The sequence below is a fragment of the Frankia sp. Mgl5 genome (assembly GCF_023242985.1).
GTDB classification, from domain to species: domain Bacteria; phylum Actinomycetota; class Actinomycetes; order Frankiales; family Frankiaceae; genus Parafrankia; species Parafrankia soli.
The window spans coordinates 47200-69045 of sequence record NZ_JALKFY010000611.1; the positions used below are offsets into that span (position 1 = coordinate 47200).

17 protein-coding genes and 4 tRNA genes are annotated in these 21846 nt (G+C 73.2%); 10 read left to right on the forward strand and 11 right to left on the reverse strand.

Annotated features, from left to right (window positions below):
* The first annotated feature begins 6 nt into the window (after window positions 1-6).
* Entirely contained in the window at window positions 7-900 is an 894-nt protein-coding gene (locus MXD62_RS13695) for a 3'(2'),5'-bisphosphate nucleotidase CysQ (RefSeq protein ID WP_248829646.1), read from the forward strand.
* Window positions 901-950: 50 nt separating this feature from the next.
* Entirely contained in the window at window positions 951-2159 is a 1209-nt protein-coding gene (locus MXD62_RS13700; protein WP_248829647.1) for an ATP-dependent DNA ligase, read from the forward strand.
* Window positions 2160-2224: 65 nt separating this feature from the next.
* Here the strand turns inward: MXD62_RS13700 and MXD62_RS13705 are convergent, their stop codons facing one another.
* From MXD62_RS13705 to glgX, 6 genes are all read right to left on the reverse strand, one after another.
* Window positions 2225-4336, reverse strand: coding sequence for a hypothetical protein (locus MXD62_RS13705; RefSeq protein ID WP_248829648.1), 2112 nt, complete (start codon window positions 4334-4336; stop codon window positions 2225-2227).
* Between the two features lie 12 nt (window positions 4337-4348).
* Window positions 4349-4684, reverse strand: a complete 336-nt coding sequence (locus MXD62_RS13710; protein ID WP_248829649.1) for a hypothetical protein — start codon at window positions 4682-4684, stop codon at window positions 4349-4351.
* 243 nt (window positions 4685-4927) lie between these two features.
* Window positions 4928-5740, reverse strand: a complete 813-nt coding sequence (locus MXD62_RS13715) for a pyrimidine reductase family protein (protein ID WP_248829650.1) — start codon at window positions 5738-5740, stop codon at window positions 4928-4930.
* Between the two features lie 199 nt (window positions 5741-5939).
* A complete protein-coding gene (gene treZ / locus MXD62_RS13720) occupies window positions 5940-7772 on the reverse strand; it encodes a malto-oligosyltrehalose trehalohydrolase (protein WP_248829651.1) in 1833 nt (610 codons plus the stop codon).
* 102 nt (window positions 7773-7874) lie between these two features.
* A complete protein-coding gene (treY, locus tag MXD62_RS13725) occupies window positions 7875-10451 on the reverse strand; it encodes a malto-oligosyltrehalose synthase (RefSeq protein WP_308301255.1) in 2577 nt (858 codons plus the stop codon).
* Entirely contained in the window at window positions 10441-12648 is a 2208-nt protein-coding gene (gene glgX / locus MXD62_RS13730; protein ID WP_248829666.1) for a glycogen debranching protein GlgX, read from the reverse strand. Before glgX ends, treY begins: the two co-directional genes overlap by 11 nt.
* A 127-nt stretch (window positions 12649-12775) precedes the next feature.
* Here glgX and MXD62_RS13735 point away from each other — a divergent pair, with 127 nt between their 5' ends.
* From MXD62_RS13735 to MXD62_RS13750, 4 genes are all read left to right on the forward strand, one after another.
* Entirely contained in the window at window positions 12776-13225 is a 450-nt protein-coding gene (locus tag MXD62_RS13735) for an NfeD family protein (protein ID WP_248829652.1), read from the forward strand.
* Between the two features lie 40 nt (window positions 13226-13265).
* Entirely contained in the window at window positions 13266-14210 is a 945-nt protein-coding gene (locus MXD62_RS13740) for an SPFH domain-containing protein (protein ID WP_248829653.1), read from the forward strand.
* A 261-nt stretch (window positions 14211-14471) separates the two neighbouring features.
* Complete coding sequence (locus MXD62_RS13745; protein ID WP_248829667.1) at window positions 14472-15005, forward strand: DUF3145 domain-containing protein; 534 nt, start codon at window positions 14472-14474, stop codon at window positions 15003-15005.
* Between the two features lie 192 nt (window positions 15006-15197).
* Window positions 15198-15491: a DUF4193 domain-containing protein gene (locus MXD62_RS13750; protein ID WP_018500123.1), complete on the forward strand. Its 294-nt coding sequence runs from the start codon at window positions 15198-15200 to the stop codon at window positions 15489-15491.
* A 77-nt stretch (window positions 15492-15568) separates the two neighbouring features.
* Here the strand turns inward: MXD62_RS13750 and MXD62_RS13755 are convergent, their stop codons facing one another.
* Window positions 15569-16180 (reverse strand): isochorismatase family protein, encoded by a 612-nt coding sequence (locus tag MXD62_RS13755; RefSeq protein WP_248829654.1) that lies wholly within the window; start codon window positions 16178-16180, stop codon window positions 15569-15571.
* A 163-nt stretch (window positions 16181-16343) separates the two neighbouring features.
* On the opposite strand from MXD62_RS13755, the gene MXD62_RS13760 reads away from it, so the two are divergent.
* Both MXD62_RS13760 and MXD62_RS13765 read left to right on the forward strand, forming a co-directional pair.
* Window positions 16344-17159 (forward strand): DUF3097 domain-containing protein, encoded by an 816-nt coding sequence (locus MXD62_RS13760; protein ID WP_248829655.1) that lies wholly within the window; start codon window positions 16344-16346, stop codon window positions 17157-17159.
* Window positions 17160-17385: 226 nt separating this feature from the next.
* Window positions 17386-18249, forward strand: a complete 864-nt coding sequence (locus MXD62_RS13765; RefSeq protein ID WP_248829656.1) for an N-acetylmuramoyl-L-alanine amidase — start codon at window positions 17386-17388, stop codon at window positions 18247-18249.
* A 184-nt stretch (window positions 18250-18433) separates the two neighbouring features.
* On the opposite strand, the gene MXD62_RS13770 is transcribed toward MXD62_RS13765, so the two are convergent.
* From MXD62_RS13770 to MXD62_RS13780, 3 genes are all read right to left on the reverse strand, one after another.
* A tRNA-Val gene (locus tag MXD62_RS13770) sits at window positions 18434-18508 on the reverse strand.
* Window positions 18509-18521: 13 nt separating this feature from the next.
* Window positions 18522-18593, reverse strand: a tRNA-Cys gene (locus MXD62_RS13775).
* A gap of 43 nt (window positions 18594-18636) precedes the next feature.
* Window positions 18637-18708, reverse strand: a tRNA-Gly gene (locus tag MXD62_RS13780).
* Between the two features lie 660 nt (window positions 18709-19368).
* Here MXD62_RS13780 and MXD62_RS13785 point away from each other — a divergent pair.
* Window positions 19369-20505: a chorismate-binding protein gene (locus MXD62_RS13785; RefSeq protein WP_248829657.1), complete on the forward strand. Its 1137-nt coding sequence runs from the start codon at window positions 19369-19371 to the stop codon at window positions 20503-20505.
* A gap of 125 nt (window positions 20506-20630) precedes the next feature.
* Here the strand turns inward: MXD62_RS13785 and MXD62_RS13790 are convergent, their stop codons facing one another.
* The gene (locus MXD62_RS13790; RefSeq protein WP_018500117.1) at window positions 20631-21062 is read right to left on the reverse strand and encodes an SsgA family sporulation/cell division regulator; all 432 of its coding nucleotides are present in this window, start codon (window positions 21060-21062) and stop codon (window positions 20631-20633) included.
* Window positions 21063-21602: 540 nt separating this feature from the next.
* On the opposite strand from MXD62_RS13790, the gene MXD62_RS13795 reads away from it, so the two are divergent.
* Window positions 21603-21674: transfer RNA gene (locus tag MXD62_RS13795), tRNA-Val, on the forward strand.
* Window positions 21675-21846: the final 172 nt, after the last annotated feature.

The window sequence follows — 21846 nt, forward strand, 5'->3', positions numbered from 1 at the left end:
CACCCGATGAGCACCGACGACATCCGCCGGCCGGACGGGTTCGCCACGGTTCCGGTCGACATCGCCACGGATGAGCTCAGCGATGCCACGCTGGCCGTCCGGCTGGCCACTGACGCGGGCAAGCTGCTCCTGCGGATCAGGGCCGAACTGGGATTCGCCGAACCGGCGACCCTGCGCGAGACCGGCGACGCCCGGTCGCACCGGCTGCTGGCCCGCGCCCTCGGCCGTCACCGGCCGGGCGACGCGGTGCTCTCGGAGGAGGCGGCGGACGATCCGGTGCGGCTGGGCGCGGACCGGGTGTGGATCGTCGACCCGCTCGACGGCACCCGTGAGTTCGCCGAGCCGGGGCGGACCGACTGGGCCGTGCACGTCGCGCTGTGGGAACGGGGCGAACTGACCGTCGGGGTGGTGGCGCTGCCCGCGCTGGGCGTGACGCTCTCGAGCGAGGGCCCGCTCCCCGCCCGGGCGGTCCCGGCAACACGCGGGGCCGGCGCGGTGGCCGGGGGCCCCGCGGGGAACAGGGGGATCCCGGCCGGCCCGGTGGCCCCGGCGGGCGCCGACGCCGCGGTGCCGCGCATCGTCGCGAGCCGGACGCGGGCGCCGCGGGTCGTCACCGACGTGGCCGAGAAGCTGGGCGCGACCGTGCTGCCGATGGGGTCCGCCGGGGCCAAGGTGGCCGCGGTCATCCGCGGCGACGCCGACATCTACGTCCACGACGGCGGGCAGTACGAGTGGGACTCCGCGGCGCCGGTGGCCGTCGCGCGGGCGGCCGGCCTGCACACCAGCCGGCTCGACGGGTCGGAGTTGCGCTACAACCAGCCCGACCCGTTGTTGCCCGACCTGGTGGTGTGCGATCCCGCCCACGCCGAGCAGGTGTTGGCCGTGACCCGCGCGCGCTGACCCGCCTGCCGTGCTCGCGGTGCGCCGGCCCGATGCGCGAGGATCGGCGGGTGGACCTGCCTGTGACACCGCCGGTGAAGCCGATGCTCGCCCGTGCGGCGCCGCAGATCCCCCCGGACATGCTGTACGAGCCGAAGTGGGACGGCTTCCGCGCCCTGGTCTTCCGTGACGGGGCCGAGCTGGAGATCACCTCGCGCAGCACCCGGCCGATGACCCGCTACTTCCCCGAGCTGGTCGAGGTGCTGCTCGCGGCACTGCCCGACCGCTGCGTGCTTGACGGCGAGATCGTCGTCGTCGGCCCGGACGGACTGGACTTCGAGGAGCTCTCGCAACGGGTGCATCCGGCGACCAGCCGGGTGGCGAAGCTCGCGCTGGAGACTCCGGTCTCGTTCGTCGCGTTCGACCTGCTGGCACTCGGTGACGAGGCGTTCACGGATCAGCCGTTCGCCCGACGGCGCGCCGTGCTCGAGGAGGTTCTCGCCGGCCACGCCGGCCCGGCCGCGCCCGGATCGGCACCGGCCCGGCGGATCCCGAGCGGGGTCTACCTCACGCCCTCGACCGGCGAGCTCGACATGGCCCGGCAGTGGTTCGAGCGCTACGAAGGCGCGGGGCTCGACGGGCTGGTCGCCAAGCCGCCGGACGGGGCGTACCAGCCGGACAAGCGCGCAATGTTCAAGATCAAACACGACCGCACCGCCGACTGTGTCGTGGCCGGCTACCGGCCGCACAAGAACGATCCGGAGGCGGTCGGGTCGCTGTTGCTCGGGCTCTACGCCGACCCCGCGGACGAGGCCGACCCCGCGGACGCGACGGACCCGGCCCGGGAAAGCCCGCTGCTGTCCGTCGGGGTCACCTCGGCCTTCCCGATGGCGCGCCGGCGGGAGCTCGTCCGCGAGCTGGCCCATCTCGTGGTGCCGATCGACTCCCACCCCTGGGCCCGCCAGGGCCCCGAGAACGCCGCGCAGCCGGGCGGCGACGCGGGCGAGGAACCGGCAGCGGCCGCGGGGCAGCCGGCGCGCACGCCCTGGGACGCCGAGGAGAGCCGGTGGGCCCGTGGCCGTGACCTCTCGTTCGTCCCGCTGCGGCCCGAGCTGGTCGTCGAGGTGCGCTACGACCACATGGAGGGACCGCGCTTCCGGCACACCACGCAGTTCGTCCGTTTCCGGCCCGACCGTGACCCCGGCGGATGCACCTACGCCCAGCTCGAGCGCCCGGTGCGGTTCGACATCGCCGACGTCCTGCGCATCCCGCCGGACTGACCGGCCCAACCCCAGGTTCGGGCGCGCGGCCGCGGCGGTGCCCGGGCGGCGGGTGCGGTGGGGGGTCATCCCGGCGGCACCTTGCCCGCGGGCGCAGACCGGGCCCAGCCCGGGGCCCACCCGGGCACCACGTCCGCGGATGGCGCCGTGAGCACCGCCGGCAGCCGGTCGTTGTTCGCCACGATCGCGGGGCTGGCCAGCCAGGCGGCGTACGCCGTCCGCTGCTCCCGGTTCATCCGGGCGACGTCCATCGGCTCGCCGCCCGGACCGGTGAAGTCGTTCGCCGGCCCGGTGACGAACCCGTCGGCGCGCGGGTCGCCGGTGTAGCGGCGGGTACCGCCACCGGGGAGCTGGACGACGACCGGCCGCAGGGGGTCGCCGTCCCGGTGCCGCCACATGTCCGCCACCGAGGCGCGGTAGCGGGACTGCCACCCCGGAATGGCCCGTAACCCGGCGCGCAGGTCGGCCAGGACGGCCTGGGAGCCCGCAGTGGGCAGGTTGGCGGTGGCCCGGCGGACCCGGTCCTCGACGATCTCGACCGTCAGGCCCCGGGCGGCGTTGGTGAGGGTCCGGACCGCGCTGGTGAAGTCGATGGACTTCGCCACCTCGGCCAGGATGTCGATCATGACTGCGGTGCGCAGCCGGTGCTCCTCCTGCCTCGTGGCGTGCTCGCGCAGCACCCGCTCGGCCGTCTCGCTCAACGCCGTCCCGAAGAACGTGGTCACCTCGTTCGCCTGGTGGTAGGCCAGGGCCCGCGGGCTCGCCGGGTAGTGCGCCGCGCCGGGACCGTTGTAGCCCCGGGTCTGCTCCCAGGCCCGCTGATCGATGCCCGCCCCGACGGCCACCGCGTCCGCCGCGAGCAGCGGGGCGCTGGCGCCGCCGCGCAGGCTCTCGCGCAGCAGCGCGGCCCACTGCCGGGGCTCCCGCCCGAGCCCGGGCGCGTCGAGCGCGGCGGGGTCGGGCGGCAGCGGCGAGACGACCGCGGCGTAGAGGTCGTCGCGCCAGGCGTGCAGGATCTCGCCGTAGGCCGCTCGCATCCGCGGGGAGACCTCGTTCGGGCCGGCCCCTGCCACCACGTCCACCAGTTGTGCGACGAACTGCCGGGCGGCGCCCGGGCGCGCCAGCCGAGCCTCCGCGCCGCCGGCCGCCGCGACCAGCTCCGTGCGCGCTGTCTCGAGCTCCGGGGCGCGCCAGCCTCCGGCCGGGCGCAGGCCGGCCGGCACGTCGGCGCTCTGCGCCCTGGAGGCGTGCAGGAGCTGGGGGAGGTGCCTGGTGCTGAAGATGGGCGCGAGCTCGGGGTCGGCGGCTATCGCGCGCAGCAGCGCGGAGCCGAACGCCTCCCGGCTTGGCCGGTCACCGCCCGCATCCCCGGCACCGCCCGCGCCTCTGATACCGGCCGCGCCCCTGGCGGCGGCCCCGCCCGGCCCCGCCTGGAGGCCGACGTCGCGCAGCGAGCCGTCGTCCGTCCCGAAGAGCAGCTCGCCGAGGCGCGCCAGCAGCGCGGAGGCGAAGCGGCCGTGCCGCAGCAGCGGCCCGAGCAGCGAGGTCTCGACCTGGTCGTCCCGGCGCCGGCTGTTGAACCGGCCGAGCCAGGAGGCGTCGAGGCGGCGCAGCCGGCTGTAGCTCGCCAGGGTGCGACCGATGATCTCCTCGCCGTGCCGGGCGGCGCCCGGCTCCCGGGCCCCGAGGACCTGGTGCAGAAGACCGGCCAGAGCGGAGGGGCCGAGGCGGTCGTAGAAGCCGGTCACGAAGTCGGGGTCCGCGGCCCGCCCGGACAGCGCCGCCGCCAGGTCGGCCAGCCTGCTCCGGTCGCGGCGGTCGGGATCCGGGCGGAGCAGGCGGTCGGCGAGCGAGCGCCCCGCGGCCCGGGCCTGTTCGGCGGTGTCGTACAGGTCGGGAACGCCGCGCAGGGCGGCCGGGGGCAGCGGGCCCGTGGTCCCGGGATCGGCGGCCTCGGCGAGTGCCAGCCGCCTGCGCAGCATCGTGATGTCCTGATCGGCCCAGGCGCGGGCCGCCCGCAGCCTGGCCGGCGTGTCGCCGGCTATCCGGGTGGCGTCGACGTGGGCCGACAGCAGCCGGGCCTGGGTCTGCGCCGTCTCCCGCAGGTCGGCCATCGCGGTGATCAGCCTCCGCAGCGAGTGGGGATCGACAACGACTCGGTTGGCGGGTGCGGGCATGGCTCGGCGCGGTCACCGGCCGCCGGCCGGCAGGGCCGGCCCGGGGTGCCGGGCACGGGGATCGTCGGCGGGCACCCACTCGGGCTGTCCGGCCAGTGACCGGCGGCAGGCGTCGGCGAACGCGTCGACGGTGCCGAGGGTCGCCGTGCGCGCCTGCTCGGCCTGGCGCCGCCAGTCGCTCGCCGCGCGGCCCTGCCAGCCGCCCTCGTCCGCGACGGCGAACAGCCGGTGGAAGGCGTCGGCGAGCCTGACCCGCCCGTCGGCAGCCGCCGCGAGCGCGGCCTCGACCGCCGCGCGGTGGCGGTTCGGGCGTGCGGCCTCGCCGGTGGGCGCGCCCGGCCCGGTCATCGGCCGTCCGCACGCCCGGGTGCGGACGGCAGGGCCGCAACCACCCGTCGATGCGCCGGAGCAGGTCGTTCGGAACTCATGAAGGCCACCGTTCGCCGAAGCCGCCGAGGAGACCGCCGGCCGGGCCCACCGTCTCCCGTCGGAGGCCGGCACCGGAGGTCGCTGTCGACGCTATTCACGCGGATCGCCGCCGCACCCGGCGTCAGCCAGGCTGTGGACGAGACGAAACCGTGCACAGGGCGGTCAGCGGAGGTAGCGCAGGAACAGCGCCCCGTCCTCCTCCAGGACCTGGCCGAGCCGCAGCCCGACGGGCGCCGGCCACGTCGGGCCCTGCATCAGTCCGAGGCGCCCCGGCCCGGCGAGGAGCGGGGCGAGGGTCAGGCACAGCTCGTCGAGCAGGCCGGCCTGGGCGAACTGGGCGTGCAGGCGCGGGCCGCCCTCGGTCAGCACGCGCAGCAGCCCGCGCGCGGCGAGCGCGTCGAGCGCGGCTCGCGGCTCGACGGTCTCATCCCCGCAGACCACGATCTCCGCCACAGGCTCGAGCGCACGGCGCCGCTGCGGTGGGGCGGCGTCACAGGTCAGCAGCAGCGGCCGGACGGCCGCGGTGAACAGGCGGGCGTCCGGGTCGAGCTCGAGCCGCCCGCTGACGACCGCGATGGGGGGGACGGGCGCGAGCCCGGCGGCGGCCCGCCGCTCCCGCCGCTCGGCCGGCACGAGGACCGGGCCGTAGTCCTCGGTCCGTGCGGTGCCGGCGCCGACCAGGACCACGTCGCTGAGCCAGCGCAGCGTCCGGAACACCCGCAGGTCGGCGGGACCGCCCAGGTCCGCGGAGCGCCCGTCGAGCTCGATGGCGCCGTCCGCGGATGCCACGAAGTTGGAGCGGACGTGCGGGACTCCCGGAGTCGGCTCCGGCAGCGCGTAGGCGAGATCGAGATCGACGTCGACGTCGTGGTCGGCATCGTCCGGTTCGCCCGCGGCACGCGCAGCCTCCGGGCCGTCCTGGGGAGCCGCACCGTCGAGAGGAACTGGGGCGCCACCGGACAGAAGAATGCGCATCGGCCCGACTGTAACCGGCGCCGCCGCGAGCGGTGGTGCCGCTGCTGCCAGGATGGAAACGTGAACACGTACGTGGTCCTGTTGATCGGTGTACTGATCGTGAGCCTGGCCGGGCTCGGCCTGCTCTACTACGCGCTCTCCCGCTCGGCGGCCCGCCGGCGGTGAGCGGGCCGGGGGCCGCCGACCCGCGAGCCGGCGGTCAGCGAGCCGGCAGCAGCCGCACGATGACGACCGACTCGCCGGCGAGCTCGACGCGGCCCGGCATGTAGGTGAACCCGGGGCGGGACGCGGCCGGCGCGTCGAACGGCACCCCCTCGACCGGGACGGCCTGCCGCTCGGGCGAGAGGTTGCACACGACCGCCACGTCACCCGCCCGGGAGAGCCGGCGCAGCACGAACCAGTTCGCCGCGGCGTCGTAGGAGCAGCGCACCGACGCCAGCGACGGGTCACTGAGCTGCGGCAGCCGGCGGCGCAGCGAGATCAGCCGGCGGTGCCAGTCGAGCAGGGCGGCGTGCTCCGGGCGTTCGGGCTCGCGCCAGTCCAGCCGGGAGCGCTCGAACGTCGCCGGGTCCTGCGGGTCCGGGACCTCCTCGGGGCCCCAGCCGTGCGCGGTGAACTCACCGCGGCGGCCCTCGCGGACGGCGTCCGCCAGCCGCGGGTCGGTGTGGTCGGTGAAGTACTGCCAGGGCGTGGTGGCGCCCCATTCCTCGCCCATGAACAGCATCGGCGTGAACGGGGCGGTCAGCAGCAGCGCGGCCCCGATCCGCAGCCGGCCGTCGCTGAGCGTGGCCGACGCCCGGTCGCCGGTCGCCCGGTTGCCGATCTGGTCATGGTTCTGCAGGAACGTGACGAACCGGTAGGCCGGCGTCCGCGGCGGCACCGGCCGCCCGTGGGAGCGGCCGCGGAACGCCGAGTAGCCGCCGTCGTGCACGAAGGCGGAGCCCAGCGCCTTCTCCAGCGTCTCGAACGAGCCGAAGTCGCCGTAGTAGCCCTGCCGCTCGCCGGACAGCGCGGCCCAGAGCGCGTGGTGGACGTCGTCGCACCACTGGCCGTCCAGTCCGTGCCCGCCCGCCTCGGGGGCAACGACCATCCGCGGGTCGTTCAGGTCGGATTCGGCGACCGCGAACAGTGGGCGGCGCTGCTGGGTGCCGAGCCGGTGCACCTCGTCGGCGATCTCCTCCAGCAGGTGGCGCGCCCGGTTGTCGGCGAACGCGTGGACGGCGTCCAGGCGCAGACCATCGCAGTGGTAGTCCCGCAGCCAGGCCAGCGCGCTGTCGATGACGAACGCGCGGACCTCGTCCGAGCCGGGGGTGTCCAGGTTCACCGCCGGGCCCCACGGGGTGCTGTAGCGGTCGGTGAAGTAGGGCCCGAACCGGCTCAGGTAGTTCCCGTCCGGTCCCAGGTGGTTGTAGACCACGTCCATGATCACGCCGAGCCCGCGGTGGTGCGCGGCGTCGACGAAGCGCTTGAGGCCCTCCGGCCCCCCGTACGGCTCGTGCACGGCGAACAGCCCGACGCCGTCGTACCCCCAGCCGTGCCGGCCGGGGAACGCGTTCACGGGCAGCAGTTCGACGAGGTCGACGCCGAGGTCCACCAGGTGGTCGAGGCGCTCGATCGCCGCGTCGAAGGTGCCCCCCGGCGTGAACGTGCCGACATGAAGCTCGTAGACCACGCTGCCGGAGAGCGGCACCCCGTGCCAGTGGCCGTCCGTCCACGGGAAGCGGGCGTGGTCGACGAGCCTGGAGCGGCCGTGCACGCCGTGCGGCTGCCAGGCCGACCGCGGGTCGGGCAGTTCCTGCTCACCGCCGTCGAGGAGGTAGGCGTAGTCCGCTCCGTGGTGGGCGGAGGGAACGTCGACGGTCCACCAGCCGCCGGCGGCGCCGGACATCTCGTGCACGGTGTCCCGCCGGCCGCCGGCGCCGCCGCTCGTGCCGCCCGCCTCGGCCGCGGCGTCGCCGTCCGCGCCGTCGCCGTCCGCGATGACCAGACTGACCGTCTTCGCGTCAGGTGCCCACACCCGGAAGGAACTCATGAGTCCTGTCTACCGGTCCGGCGTCCCCTCGGTGGCGGTTCCGGGGGGCGGGATCCGCCGAGCCGTGGATCCGGCGCGACCCGGGCCGCGCCGGGCCGCACTTCAGGGCGTGCGGATCAGCAGGCTGACCGGGAAGTCGCGCAGCAGGCGCAGCACGTAGGCCGTGCCACCGTCGTGCCGCCGGCCGGTGAGGACGTCCGCCCAGCGGCCCTCGGGCAGGGTCACGGTGGTGTCGCGCCACCCGCCCCCGCGGCGCAGCCCGAGCACGAGGCGGGGGACCACGGTCACCACCGACTCGGAGCGGCTGAACGCGACCACGTGCTCCGCCGCGGACCCCGACGCCCACAGCGGCCGGTACGTCCCCTCCTCCCCGAACCACTCGGGGTGCTCCCGGCGGATGCGCAGCGAGCGCGCCACCACCAGCAGCTTCGCCGCCCCGGAGTCGTCGAGCACGGGCGGGCGCCGCGGCGCCGCGAGCTCCGAGCCCGGTTCGACGCCCAGCTCGGTGAGCATCTTCGTCCGCTCGCCGAAGTTGACCGGACGGCGGTTGTCCGGGTCCACCAACGAGTGGTCCCACAGCTCCTGGCCCTGGTAGACGTCCGGGACGCCGGGCATCGTGAGCTGGAGCAGCTTCTGCGCCAGGCTGTTCTGCCGGCCGAGCTCGACCAGGGTGGAGACGTAGGTGTCCAGCGCGGCGACGAACTCCTCGTCCTCGAGGGCGGCCTCGACGTAGTTCGTCAGCGCGGCCTCGTACGACGGGTCGGTGTCCGTCCACGTCGTGAACAGCTTGGCCTCGCGCACCGCCTTGACCATGTACTGGGTGACCCGGTCGGCCGAGATCGGCCAGGCGCCGACGAGCGTCTGTACCAGCAGGTACATCGTCACCGGATCGGGCCAGCCGGCCTCCGGGTCGGCGTGCCGCTCGCCGAGGCGGGTCAGCCGCCGCACGATGTCGGCCCAGCCTCGGGGGTCCTCCGAGAGCACGGCGAGCCGGGCGCGGACGTCCTCGGACCGCTTGGTGTCGTGCGTGGAGAGCGTGGTCATCGTCAGCGGCCACGTCCGCTGCGTGGTGATGTTCGCCTCGTGGAACTCGTTGACGGCGCTGCGCGGATGCCCCGTCGGGTAGGCCGGGAGATCCCCGGGCGCCCCACCCACCTCGTTGAGCGCGACCATCGGGACGTACCGGTAGAAGGCGGTGTCCTCGATCCCCTTGGCCATCACCGGGCCGCAGGTCTGCTGGAAGCGCACCACGAACTCGCTCGGCCCGCCGAGCGCGAGGTCCTCGATGAGGTCGATCTCGCTGGCCCGGCCGGGCAGCGCCAGCCGCGCCTGCTCGCAGGCCCGCACGATGTGGCCGCGGGCCTCCAGGCTGGGCGTGCCGTCGGGGCGGATGTAGGCGCGGTACACCTCGAACGCGGCGAGCACCTCGCGCAGCGCCTCGCGCAGGCCGGCCCGGGTGAGGTCGGCGCGGTCGCGGCGGGCCTCGGCCAGGGCGAGCCCGGTGAGCCGGTCGACCTCCGGCCGCAGGACGGACGTCAGCACGTCCATCTTCGCCTCGCGCGCCACCGGCGCGAAGTCCGGTGACCTCCCGGTGATCTCCGTGTACAGCGTGGACATCGCGCGCGCGGACACCGGGTCGAGGAACAGCCTGGTGAGCCGGTTGAGCGTCTCGTACCCGGTGGTCCCGTCGCAGGCCCAGCCCTCGGGCAGCGCCTCGTCCCGCTCGACGATCTTCTCGACGACCGTCCAGACCCCGCCGGTGGCCTCGGCGAGCTGGCGCAGGTAGTCCTCGGGGTCGGCCAGGCCGTCGGGGTGGTCGATCCGCAGGCCCTCCAGGTTGCCCGAGCGCACCTGCTCGATCAGCAGCCGGTGGGTGGCGGCGAAGACGTCCGGCTCCTCCTGGCGCAGACCGGCCAGCGAGGGGATGTCGAAGAAGCGCCGGTAGTTCAGCTCCGTCCCGCCGACCCGCCACCAGCACAGGCGGTAGTACTGGGCGTCCAGGGTGGCGGCGACGTCGGAGGGGTCGGCGGTGCCGGCGGCGACCGGCAGCACGTGGTCGTAGTAGACGACGATCCACTCGCCGTCCTCGTCCTGCTCGACGGCGATCTCGTCGGCGGCGAGGCTGTCCGCCAGCGACTGGCCGAGCAGCGGCAGCAGGACCCGGCCGGGGTTGTCGGGGGAGTCCCAGTCGATGTCGAACCACGAGGCGTAGGGGGAGTCCGGGCCCTCGCGCAGCACTGACCACCACGCCGTGTTCGTGGTGCCGGGCGTGAGCACCGCCATGTGGTTGGGCACGACGTCCGCGATGATGCCGAGCCCCGCGCGGCGCGCGGCGGCGACCAGCCGGCGCAGCCCGCCGAGCCCGCCGAGCTCGGGGCTGATCTGGCTGTGGTCGACCACGTCGTAGCCGTGGGTCGACCCCGGCGCGGCCTCCAGGACCGGTGACAGGTACAGGTGCGAGACCCCGAGCCCGGCGAGATAAGGAATGATCACCGCGGCGTCGGTGAACGAGAACTCCATGTGCAGTTGCAGCCGGTAGGTACCGGTCGGGACGACGCGGCCCTCGCCCTCCCCGCGCTGGTTCTCCCGCGCTCCGGCGCCCTCGCGGCGGCGGTCGGACGCGGAGTGCCGATCGGCGGGCCCGTGCCGGTCGGGTCCGCCGGGCCGGTCAGTTGACACGGCGGAGCACAAGCGTGGCGCGGGCGTCCACCTCGAGCGGGTCCTCGGTCTTGACCACCCGGTCGACGTCGACCGGATCGAGATCGGTGCCACTGAGCACCGCCGAGATCTCGGCGCTGGACGAGCGCGTGTCCACGATGATCTCCCAGGTGGTGCCGAAGTCGACCGGTGGAACCCGGAACTGGATCGGCTCGTGGTGGGCGTTGAAGAACAGCAGGAAGGAGTCGTCGATGATCGCCTCGCCGAGCGCGTTGGGATCCGGGATGCCGTGCCCGTTCAGGAAACAGCCGAGCGAGCGCGCCGTTCCGGACTCCCAGTCGGTGTCGGACATCTCGCTACCGTCGGGTCGAAGCCAGACTATGTCCTTGGCGGCCAGGTCGACGGCGGCCGCGCCGTCGGGTCGCCCGCCGGCGCCGTCCTCACCACCCGCCGAGCCGCGGATCGACTCGCCCTGGAAGAACCGCCGCCGCCGGAAGACCGGATGGGTCCGCCGGAGATGCGAGAGCTGGGCGGTGAAATCGATGAGACCGGCGTTGCGCTCGGCGTCGGACCAGTCCAGCCAGGAGATCGGGCTGTCCTGACAGTAGGCGTTGTTGTTCCCCTGTTGGCTTCGGCCCATCTCGTCGCCGGCTACCAGCATGGGCACCCCCTGCGAGAGCAGCAGGGTGGTGAGCAGGTTGCGGGTCTGCGCGTCGCGCAGCCGGTTGACCGAGACGTCGTCGGTCGGGCCCTCCACGCCGCAGTTCCAGGACCGGTTGTCGTCGGAGCCGTCCCGGTTCTCCTCGCCGTTGGCCTCGTTGTGCTTGTCGTTGTAGGAGACCAGGTCACGCAGGGTGAAGCCGTCGTGGGCGGTGACGAAGTTGATCGAGGCCCAGGGGCGCCGGCCGCTGTCCTCGTAGAGGTCGGACGAGCCGGTGAGCCGGGAGGCGAACTCGGCGATGCCGTGGTCCTGCCCGCGCCAGAAGTCGCGGACGGTGTCGCGGTACTTCCCGTTCCACTCCGTCCACAGCGGGGGGAAGTTGCCCACCTGGTAGCCGCCCTCACCCAGGTCCCACGGCTCGGCGATCAGCTTGACCTGGGAGACGACCGGGTCCTGCTGGACGAGGTCGAAGAACGACGACAGCCGGTCGACGTCGTAGAACTCCCGGGCCAGGGTCGCCGCCAGGTCGAAGCGGAAGCCGTCCACGTGCATCTCGGTGACCCAGTAGCGCAGCGAGTCCATGATCAGCTGAAGCACGTGTGGATGGCGGACCCGCATGCTGTTGCCGGTGCCGGTGTAGTCCATGTAGTACTGCGGGTCGTCGTCTACCAGCCGGTAGTAGGCCGCGTTGTCGATGCCCCGGAAGCACAGCATGGGGCCCATGTGGTTGCCCTCGGCGGTGTGGTTGTAGACCACGTCGAGGATCACCTCGATGCCCGCCTCGTGCAGGTTGCGGACCATCCCCTTGAACTCCTGCACCTGCCGGCCGTCGCCGCCCGCGGAGGAGTAGCCGTTGTGCGGCGCCAGGAAGGCGATGGAGTTGTAGCCCCAGTAGTTGCGCAGCCCACGGCTGACCAGGTGCTCGTCGTGGACGAACTGGTGCACTGGTAGAAGCTCGATCGCCGTCACGCCGAGGCGGCGGTAGTGCTCGATCATCACCGGGTGGGCCACGCCCGCGTAGGTGCCGCGGTACTCCTCGGGCAGGCCCTCGTGCCGCATGGTCAGGCCGCGCACGTGCGCCTCGTAGATCACGGTCTCGTTGTAGGGGCGGCGCGGCGGCCGGTCGCCGTTCCAGTCGAAGAACGGGCTGATCACCACGGACTTCATCATGTGCGGCGCGGAGTCGGTCGTGTTCACGCTGTCGGGATCGCCGAAGTCGTAGCCGAAGACGGCCTGGTTCCAGTCGACCTCGCCGTCCACCGCCTTGGCGTACGGGTCGAGCAGCAGCTTGTTGGGGTTGCACCGGTGGCCACGCGCGGGATCATGGGGACCGTGGACCCGGTATCCGTACCGCTGGCCCGGCAGGACCGTCGGCAGGTAGGCGTGCCACACGAACGCGTCGCGCTCCCGCAGCTCGATCCTCCGCTCGGCGCCCACGGCGTCGAACAGACAGAGCTCGACACGCTCGGCGACCTCCGAGAAGATCGCGAAGTTCGTCCCCGATCCGTCAAAGGTGGCGCCGAGGGGATAAGGGCTGCCAGGCCAGACCTGCGACATACGCACGAAGCCTACGGCTCACTCCCCATCGGTGACTTGGGGGCGCGCGAACCCCGGCCGGTTCGCCCACTGCCGCCATTGAGGTTTCGTTGATCGCAAGCTAATTGATCTTATTAAGGTGATGGTCATGGCGGACGAGGTCGTGTGGATCGTCGTCGCCGGCGCGCTCCTCGTCGGCGAGCTGCTCACGCTCGACCTGGTCCTGGTCATGTTCGCGCTCGCGGCGCTGGTGGGGGCGGGGCTCGCCGTCCTGGGGGCCGACCTGATCGTGCAGCTCGTGGGGTTCGCGGTCGCCGCGGCCGGGCTCACCTTCGGCCTGCGGCCGGTCGCCCGCCGCCACCTCACCAGCGGCCCCGTGCTGCGCACCGGGACCGACGCCCTGGCCGGGGCGCCGGCCGTCGTGCTGGAGCGGGTCGACGGGACGACCGGCCGGGTCCGGCTCGCCGGCGAGGTCTGGTCCGCGCGGGCGTACCCGGCGACGGACGAGTTCGAGGTCGGGGCCACCGTGCGGGTGCTGCGCGTCGACGGTGCCCACGTGATCGTGCACGCGGACGCCGTGCGCCGGGAGCTGGATTAGAGCGCGGCGACACCGCGCGCCGGGAGCTTGAGGAGTGAACATGGGCGGAGTCATCGCCGCAGCGGTCGCGGCACTGGTGGTCCTGATCTTCCTGGCGCGGACCGTGCGGATCGTGCCGCAGGCCCGGGCGATGGTGGTCGAGCGCCTCGGGCGCTACCACCGCACGCTGACGCCGGGCCTGGCGATTGTGCTGCCGATCGTCGACCGGATCCGGGAACGCATCGACCTGCGGGAACAGGTGGTCAGCTTCCCGCCCCAGCCGGTCATCACCGAGGACAACCTCGTCGTCGGGATCGACACCGTCATCTACTTCCAGGTCACCGACCCGCGCGCGGCCACCTACGAGATCGCCGACTTCATCCGCGCCATCGAGCAGCTCACCGTGACCACGCTGCGCAACGTGATCGGCGGGATGAACCTCGAGGGCACGCTCACCTCGCGCGACCAGATCAACGGGCAGCTGCGCGGGGTGCTCGACGACGCGACTGGCCGGTGGGGCATCCGGGTCAACCGGGTGGAGCTCAAGGCCATCGACCCGCCCCGCTCCATCCAGGACTCGATGGAGAAGCAGATGCGGGCCGAGCGCGACCGGCGGGCCGCGATCCTGACCGCCGAGGGTGTCAAGGCGAGCGAGATCCTGCGGGCCGAGGGCGAGAAGCAGGCCGCGATCCTGCGGGCGGAAGGCCACCGGGAGGCTCAGATCCTCACCGCCGAGGGCGAGGCGAAGGCCATCGGCACCGTCTTCGGCGCCATCCACGAGGGCGACGCGGACCAGAAGCTCCTCGCCTACCAGTACCTGCAGATGCTCCCGCGGCTGGCAGAGGGCCAGGCCAGCAAGCTGTGGATCGTCCCCAGCGAGCTCACCGCCGCCCTCGGCGGCCTGGCCGGGCCGGGCGGCCTGTTCGACGTCGGTGGCCGGGCAGCCGGTCCGGCCAGCCCGTCCGGTCCGGCCAGCCCGTCCGGTCCGGGGCCGGACCGCGACTGACGGGCCGGGTCGAACGGGGCGGGCCGGACGGGCCGGACTCGGACCTGTCCATCGCCTGTCCGCGGCCGGGCCGGTGGGCCCGCGCGGCCTGCGGACCAGCCCATCTGTCGGGGTGGGGGTCACCACATGTGGCACCAGGGGAGGGGGTGGGTCTAGTCCTTGAACGCCGGTCATGGCACGATCGACTGGTATTCGAGGGGTCCGACGTGACGAGACGCAGGGGAAGGCGTTCCTCGTCGACGGAGGTCCCGCGTGGTGGCAATGTCCTCGACAGCTCGTGAGCTGTCTTCCGGCTCGTCGTCCTTCGCCGTGCCGGGCAAGTTGGCGGTGCTCGCATGTCCGCCGGCACTGTGCCCGCACCTGGAGTTCGCCGTGTCCGGTGCCCTGTCCGCCCCGGTCTCCCTGACCTGGACGGCGCAGCCGGGCCGGCCCGGTTTCCTGTATGCCGGTCTGGAATGGCGGGCGAGCCCGGGAACCGCCGGGCGGCTCGCCGCCGTCCTGCGCCGGCTGGGTCATGTCACGTTCGAGGCCGTCGAGGGGCCCTCGCCCGGCTGCGACGCGGAGCGCTACTCCTTCACTCCCGAGCTCGGCCTGCACCGGGCCGCGATCGCCGCCAACGGGGACGTCGTCGTCGGTGAGGGGGCGCTGCTGGCGCTGATGGAGCGCGGCGAGGCGCGGGAGACCCTCTCGCGGGGCCTGCACCGGCTGCTGGGAACCGCCTGGGACGACGTCCTCGAGCCGCTGCGCCGTGGGGCGCACGGAGCTCCGGTCACCTGGCTGCGTCGTACCGGGTGACGTCCGCCGACGACATTCCGTGCCCGGGGAGATTGCCCCGTTAGAGACCCGTGTGTGTCCTTGCGAGCCCGCGCTCACCTCCCTGTGGCCAAGCCCACATCGTGTTCGCGTGGGCCTGACGGGCACATACCCCCGGGGTCGTGCGTTGTGGGTTGCGCACGACGAGCGCACAACCTTTCTGGGAGTACTTCAGTGGCCACCGATTACGACACCCCCCGTACAGCCGATATCGAGGAAACCTCGGAGCAGAGCCTCGAGGCGCTCAAGGCCCGGCGGGCGGACGCGGCGGCCGACCTCGGTGACGATGTCGATCCGTTCGAGACCGAGCTCGGCCTGCCCGGCGCCGACCTGTCCGGAGAGGAGCTGACCGTCCGCGTCCTGCCTCGGCAGGCAGATGAGTTCACCTGCACCAGTTGCTACCTTGTCCACCACCGCAGCCAGCTCTACGACGCCCGGCGGATGGTGTGCCGGGACTGCGCCGCCTGACAGCGGCTTCACACCGACAGCGGCACCGCCGCGGGAGCCCGCGGCAGCGCCGCGGCGGGTGACCCGGCGGGGCGGCGTCAGCCCCCTCCCCGGGCGGTCAGGCCCTCCACCCGCACGCCCGCCCCGACCATCCGGGTGATCGCGCGTTCGCGATCACCCTCCGCCAGCTCGACGAACCGGGTCAGCTCCAGCGGGAGCGTCACCTCCAGACCCAGCGCACGGGCGTCGAGCGCCGTCTCCAGCACGCAGTAGTCACCAGCCAGGCCCACCACCACGACCGTGCGGACGGAGCCGGCGGCAAGCCGCTCGCCGAGCACGGTCGCCGACCGCTCGCCCGAACGTGGGTCACGGACGGAGAAGCCCGAGTACCCGTCGCGGCCGTCCACGCCCTTGCGGATCACCTCACCGGCCACCGTCAGGTCGGGGTGCAGGCGTGCCCCGGGTGTGTCGCGCACGCAGTGCGGCGGCCAGATCCCGCCCTCGGTGACGAAGTGCGGCGTGGACGGCGGATGCCAGTCCTGGGTGTAGAAGACCGGGGAGCCCGCGCTCGCCGCCGCCGCGATCTCCCGGTTCACCCCGGCGATGATGTCCTCGCCACCGGCGACGTAGAGGCTGCCCCCGGGCGCGGCGAAGTCGTTCTGCAGGTCGGTGACGACCAGCGCCACGCCGGGCCCGTACCGCGTTGCCATCGCGTCACCTCGATCCCGATCCGGCGCGCCTCGCCCGGGCCTCGCCCGGGCCCCGGACGTGCCTCGCCCGCGCCGCCCGGCAGACCGCCCCGCGCCCCGCCTGTGGGTGGAGGGCGGCGTGTCGCCGGGAATGCCCGTGCCTGTCCCACTGTAAGTTGCGGGCGTGCGCAGTCGCGACTACGGACACGACGTCCTGGCCCAGTCCGAACGCCGGGCGCCCAGGAAGCCCCGGACGGTCGAGATCGAGCCGGACCTGGTGGTCGAGGACGCCGACTCGGGCTACTGCGGGGCGGTCGTCGGCGTGGAGGCCGGCGGCGTGATGCTCGAGGACCGCCGCGGGCGCCGTCGGGTCTTCCCCCTCGGCGAGGGCGCCTTCCTCCTCGACGGCGAGCGGGTGACCCTGGCCCGCCCCCGTCCGGCCGCGCCCGCCCGGCCCAGCCGTACCGCCTCGGGATCGATCGCCGTCCCCGGCCTGCCGGCGCGGGTGGCCCGCGCCAGCCGCATCTACGTCGAGGGCCTGCATGACGCCGCGCTGGTCGAGCGGGTGTGGGGTGACGACCTGCGGATCGAGGGCGTCGTCGTCGAGCCGCTGGACGGCGTGGACGACCTGCCGTCGATCGTCGCGAGCTTCCAGCCGGCGGCCGGGCGCCGGCTGGGTGTCCTCGTCGACCATCTCGTGGCGGGGTCGAAGGAGAGCCGCATCGCCGCGTCGGTCGCGGGCGCGCACGTGCTCGTCACCGGGCACCCCTACATCGACATCTGGCAGGCGGTGAAGCCCTCCTCGGTCGGGATCGAAGCCTGGCCGCGGGTGCCGCGCGGGCAGCAGTGGAAGGAAGGCGTCTGCCGGGCGCTGGGGGTCGCCGAGCCGGCCGACATGTGGCGCCGGGTGCTGGGCGCCGTCGACTCGTACGCCGACCTCGAACCGGGCCTGCTCGGGGCCGTCGAGCGGCTGATCGACTTCGTCACCGAGCAACCCTGACGAGGTAGTGCCCGGCCGCCGCTGGCCGAGACCGCTGGATGCCTCGACCAGGACCACGCCGCGCCCTGGTCGAGGCCGGCCCCGATGAGTCGGCGAGGCGGTCGGTCGCGTACGGTCGGTTCGGACTTTCCGGTCTTCCGGCCCAGCCCTGCCGATCTCGCTCCAGTCAACGCCGGACGCTGGACGGGCCGTGTCCAGGAGGGGGCGGACAGAATCGGGGGCTGACATGCCCGGGTACACGCCGAGGAGAGTTTCGCCCTACGTGCTGCTCGGCGTGGCATCCCTGGTCGCCATCGCTGTCGCGCTGGCCGGGATGGCCTTCTGGCCCGGGTCGTCGGATCCACCCCGGTCGCCCCAGGCGGCATCCACGGCGGTGCCCCTGCGTGATCCCCATGCGCTGACCGGGCGGACGATCGTGCTCGACCCGGGCCACAACGGCGGGAACGGTGCCGCGGGATCGGCCATCAACCGCCTTGTCGACGCCGGCGGGTTCCGGAAGGAATGCGACACCGCCGGCGCGGAGACCGACGCCGGATATCCGGAGCACGCATTCACCTTCGATGTGGCGACCCGGGCCGCGGGCCTGCTGCGCTCGCGCGGGGCGACGGTGATACTCACCCGCGATGACGACACGGGCGTCGGTCCCTGCGTCGACGAGCGGGCCCGGATCGGAAATGCGGCCGGCGCGGAGGCTGTGGTCTCCATTCACGCCGACGGCGGGCCGCCCGAAGGCAGCGGATTTCACGTCATCGCGCCTGCGGCGAGTCCGGACGGTGGAAACGGGGGCATTCTCACCGCCTCGGCGCGGCTGGCGGATCTGCTGCGCGGCTCCTTCGGTGCGGCGACCGGCCAGCGTCGGGCGGACTATCTGGGAGACGACGGGATCACGGTCCGCTCGGATCTCGGCGGGCTCAATCTCTCCCGTGTTCCCAAGGTTTTCCTCGAGTGCGGAAACATGCACAACCCGGGCGACGCCGGGCGGATCGGCGACGCCGCCTGGCGGCAGCGGGCGGCCGAGGGCATCGTCGACGGCCTCGCGGCCTTCCTGGTCAGCGCCCCGACCGGCGTGGCCGGGCCGGCCAAGAGCTAGCCGGCCCCGAGGGGCGGCGGGCTGGCCGGCTTCGGGCTGTCGCGGTGGGCGCGCCGATGGTCCGGGCTGTGCGCCTCGGCCGCGTGTCGCACGTGAATCATGATGTTCGCCTGGTGCACGCAGGGGCCCGGGAAACCAGAAAGGCCATCCCCTGAGGGATGGCCGTTTGCGCTGATAGCGCGGGTGGTGGGCGATACTGGGATTGAACCAGTGACCTCTACCGTGTCAAGGTAGCGCTCTCCCACTGAGCTAATCGCCCGGAACCTGATCAGAGGCGGAGGCGGGAATCGAACCCGCGTACAGGGCTTTGCAGGCCCTTGCCTAAACCACTCGGCCACTCCGCCGTGAAAGGCCGTGATGGCTTTACTTCTGACCACACCGCTTCCGAGCGGACGACGGGATTCGAACCCGCGACCCTCACCTTGGCAAGGTGATGCTCTACCACTGAGCCACGTCCGCATGCTCCGCTGCTGCTTCTGCTACGAGGAGGAATTTACCACGAGCAGGTGGGGCGCCGATCTGGCTGGCGTCCCGCTTGGCGGTGCAGGTAGCACTCTAGCGGACGATCGGGGCGGTCGTCGAATGTGGGTGCCACCGTGCCGGGATGTCGCCCGGATGTCGCCCTGGTGTCGATGAGATGTTGCGTTGGAGCACGATCTTGGTGTCACTGGTGTGTCGCCCGGCCGCGCGGGCCCGGCGTGCGGTGGGCGGGGGCCGGGCCCGCCGTGGGTAAGGGGCGGGACCAGTACGGGCGGCAGCCCCGGAACTCGGGCGGGCGAAGGTCTGGGACCTGCTCTGGGACCTGGGCGGGGAGCAGGGCCGGTGCGGGAGAGCGGTGCGGGAGCCGTCCGGCCGGGGACTGGCCGTCCGGACCGCGGGGCCGGGCGTGGGAGGCCGGGCCTGGTGAGGGACGGCGCACAACAGGGGTAGGCAGAACAGGGGTGGTGGGGCGGAGGCGCGTACACAGGGGCACAGGGCAAAACCTCCGCCGTCTCCGGGCGCCACGCGCACGGTGACCTGGGCGTGGGGTACGGCGACCACGGCGATACGGTGATCAGGATGACTGGGACGAATGGGGGCACAACGCGCGGGGGCTCGACGGACAGGAGCGGCACGAAGGTGCGTCTACGAGCGACCGGCGGGCCCGTCGCGGCGCGGGTTCGCGGCCGGGAGTCCTATCTGCTGGCGGGCGGCAGGCTCGCCACCGGGGTCGTGGAGGTGCACGACGACCTCCGGGTGCTCGACCGCGGTGGCTTCTGGGGAGTCGTCGTCGACTTCGAGGGTCGTACCCGCTGCGTCCGGTTCAGGCACGTGCGCCCGGCGCCTGACGTCACGGCGCTCGCGGCCGGGCCGTGGCGCGGGCCCGCCCGGACGGACTGGACGACGAGCATGGACGCCGCGGCCTACATCGCCGGCGTCCACGCGATCCGGTCCGAGATCGCCGCCGGCGAGGTCTACCAGGTGAACCTGTGCCGGCTGCTGTCCGCGCCCACCGTCCCCGGCCCCGCCGGCACGGACCTCGCCGCGCTGGCGACCGTCCTGGCCGCGGGCAACCCGGCCCCCTACTCGGTGGTGCTCGACGCCCCCGAGGCCGGCGTACGCATCGTCGGGGCCTCGCCGGAGCTGTTCCTGTCGCGGGAGGGTGACCTCGTACGGTCCGGCCCGATCAAGGGCACCGGGCGCACGGTCGCCGACCTGCGGGACAAGGACGTCGCGGAGAACGTCATGATCGTCGACCTCGTTCGCAACGACCTGGGACGGGTCGCCCGGCCCGGCAGCGTCACGGTGCCCGCGCTGTGCGCGGTGGAACGGCATCCCGGCCTGGTTCACCTCGTGTCGACCGTGCAGGCCACGCTCGCGCCGGGCGTGGGGTGGGCCGAGCTGCTGGCCGCGACCTGCCCACCCGGCTCGGTGTCGGGAGCGCCCAAGTCGAGCGCGCTGCGGATCATCCGGGAGCTGGAGCCGGTGGCGCGCGGCCACTACTGCGGCGGCATCGGCTGGGTGGACGCCGACAGCGGACGCGGCTGGCTGTCGGTGGGAATCCGCACGTTCTGGCTCGCCGACGAGCGGATCTGGTTCGGGACAGGCGCCGGCATCACCTGGGGCAGCGACCCGGAGGCCGAATGGCGCGAGACCGAGCTGAAGGCACACCGGCTGCTCGCCCTGGCCTCGTCACCAGGGCGGGACGGCCGGACCGGTCCCTCCATGCCGCCACGCGAGGCGGCCCGGACCCGGCGGATCGCGGCGGCCCGCTGACCGCGGACAGCAAAACGCCTGGTGGGGAAGTGCTCCCCACCAGGCGAATGATCGTGCGCCTGATCTGTGCCGGAAGTGCCCGCACCGGTTTGCCGGGGTCGGACACGGTGCCGACCCCGGTGAGATCACCGCTCGGGGCCGCCCCAGATCAGTAGGGCGAGTTCGGCATCCAGGTCGATGACGTCGCTCTCCCCGCCGAGCGGTACAGCGGAGTACGTGCGGCGGAGGAAGGCCAGCACCTCCGCGCGCGGCATCTCGAACAGAGCGTGACCGGATGGACTGGACAACGACAGGCAGACGATCCGCCCGCCCGACTGCGCGGCGGGCCAGACCTGGACATCGCCGTCGCCGGCTGGCCGGCGCACGCCGTCGCTCAGCAGCTGCCGGGCGAATGTCCATTCGACGACCTCGTCGGCGCCGGTACGGAAGCCGATGCTGACCGCATAAGGGTCAGCAGGCTCGTATCGGACAGTGGCGGCGACCGGAACCGGGGCGCCGCCGGGAACGACGAGCCGAAGGGCGAGTTCTGCGGTGATCGAATCGTGACGAATAGTCATCGGGCGGCCTCTCATGGTGCGTGGTGCGGGCGAGCACCCGTGTAACGAGATAGTTCCCTCTCTGAGTCCCGTTGGAAACAAGGTTATGCCAAGACAACATCCGTTACGGCGATTCGGGCGAGTTGCCCTACCCAGGAAGCCCGACCGAAGTCCTCCGAGAAGACCCGGCCGGCGCGGTATGCGCGACCGTCGGCCTTACGTGGCCGGACGATCGCTGTCCGCGTTCGACTGAGGGTTCCCCCGAGCACAATGGCCGTTCTGCCGAGGCCGTGCCACTCATAGCCTTCCCTGTCCGGACCCGTCTCAACCACGGCGAGTCCCGGTCAACCCGGCGCTGTCCGGCTATCGGCCGGAGGGTTGACATGCCCGCATCCGTCCGGCGGCCACCCCCCGTCCGACACGCGGTCCCCTCCGTGTAAGCTGAGTCCAACCTCAGCGAGGACGCAACACATCCCAGCCGAGGGGCGGTTCCGGAAGGTCGTCCAGGCCTCGGTGCACCCACGCGGGTGCACCCGGCCAGGCGTCCAACCAGGCCAAATCGGGCGTATAGCTCAGTGGTAGAGCGCTGCCTTCACACGGCAGAGGTCCGTGGTTCGAAACCACGTACGCCCACGCGATCGGGCGCGGTCTGGTCGATCCCCCTTGGGGGATCTTTCTGGGCTCCCGCGCGGTGTCTTCCGGGGGGCCCAGCCCCCCGAACCCCCCAGGTGATGTGTCTGGGGGGTTCTTTGTTGTTTGGGGTGGCACTTTGGTGGGGGGTTGCTCTCTGTGTGGGTGGTGGGGG

Bases quoted from the DNA above. Each gene is read 5' to 3' on its own strand.
- MXD62_RS13695 (WP_248829646.1), top strand. From the start codon at position 7: ATGAGCACCGACGACATCCGCCGGCCGGACGGGTTCGCCACGGTTCCG.
- MXD62_RS13705 (WP_248829648.1), bottom strand. From the start codon at position 4,336: ATGCCCGCACCCGCCAACCGAGTCGTTGTCGATCCCCACTCGCTGCGG.
- MXD62_RS13710 (WP_248829649.1), bottom strand. From the start codon at position 4,684: ATGACCGGGCCGGGCGCGCCCACCGGCGAGGCCGCACGCCCGAACCGC.
- MXD62_RS13715 (WP_248829650.1), bottom strand. From the start codon at position 5,740: ATGCGCATTCTTCTGTCCGGTGGCGCCCCAGTTCCTCTCGACGGTGCG.
- treZ (WP_248829651.1), bottom strand. From the start codon at position 7,772: ATGAGTTCCTTCCGGGTGTGGGCACCTGACGCGAAGACGGTCAGTCTG.
- glgX (WP_248829666.1), bottom strand. From the start codon at position 12,648: ATGTCGCAGGTCTGGCCTGGCAGCCCTTATCCCCTCGGCGCCACCTTT.
- MXD62_RS13735 (WP_248829652.1), top strand. From the start codon at position 12,776: ATGGCGGACGAGGTCGTGTGGATCGTCGTCGCCGGCGCGCTCCTCGTC.
- MXD62_RS13740 (WP_248829653.1), top strand. From the start codon at position 13,266: ATGGGCGGAGTCATCGCCGCAGCGGTCGCGGCACTGGTGGTCCTGATC.
- MXD62_RS13745 (WP_248829667.1), top strand. From the start codon at position 14,472: ATGTCCTCGACAGCTCGTGAGCTGTCTTCCGGCTCGTCGTCCTTCGCC.
- MXD62_RS13755 (WP_248829654.1), bottom strand. From the start codon at position 16,180: ATGGCAACGCGGTACGGGCCCGGCGTGGCGCTGGTCGTCACCGACCTG.
- MXD62_RS13765 (WP_248829656.1), top strand. From the start codon at position 17,386: ATGCCCGGGTACACGCCGAGGAGAGTTTCGCCCTACGTGCTGCTCGGC.
- MXD62_RS13790 (WP_018500117.1), bottom strand. From the start codon at position 21,062: ATGACTATTCGTCACGATTCGATCACCGCAGAACTCGCCCTTCGGCTC.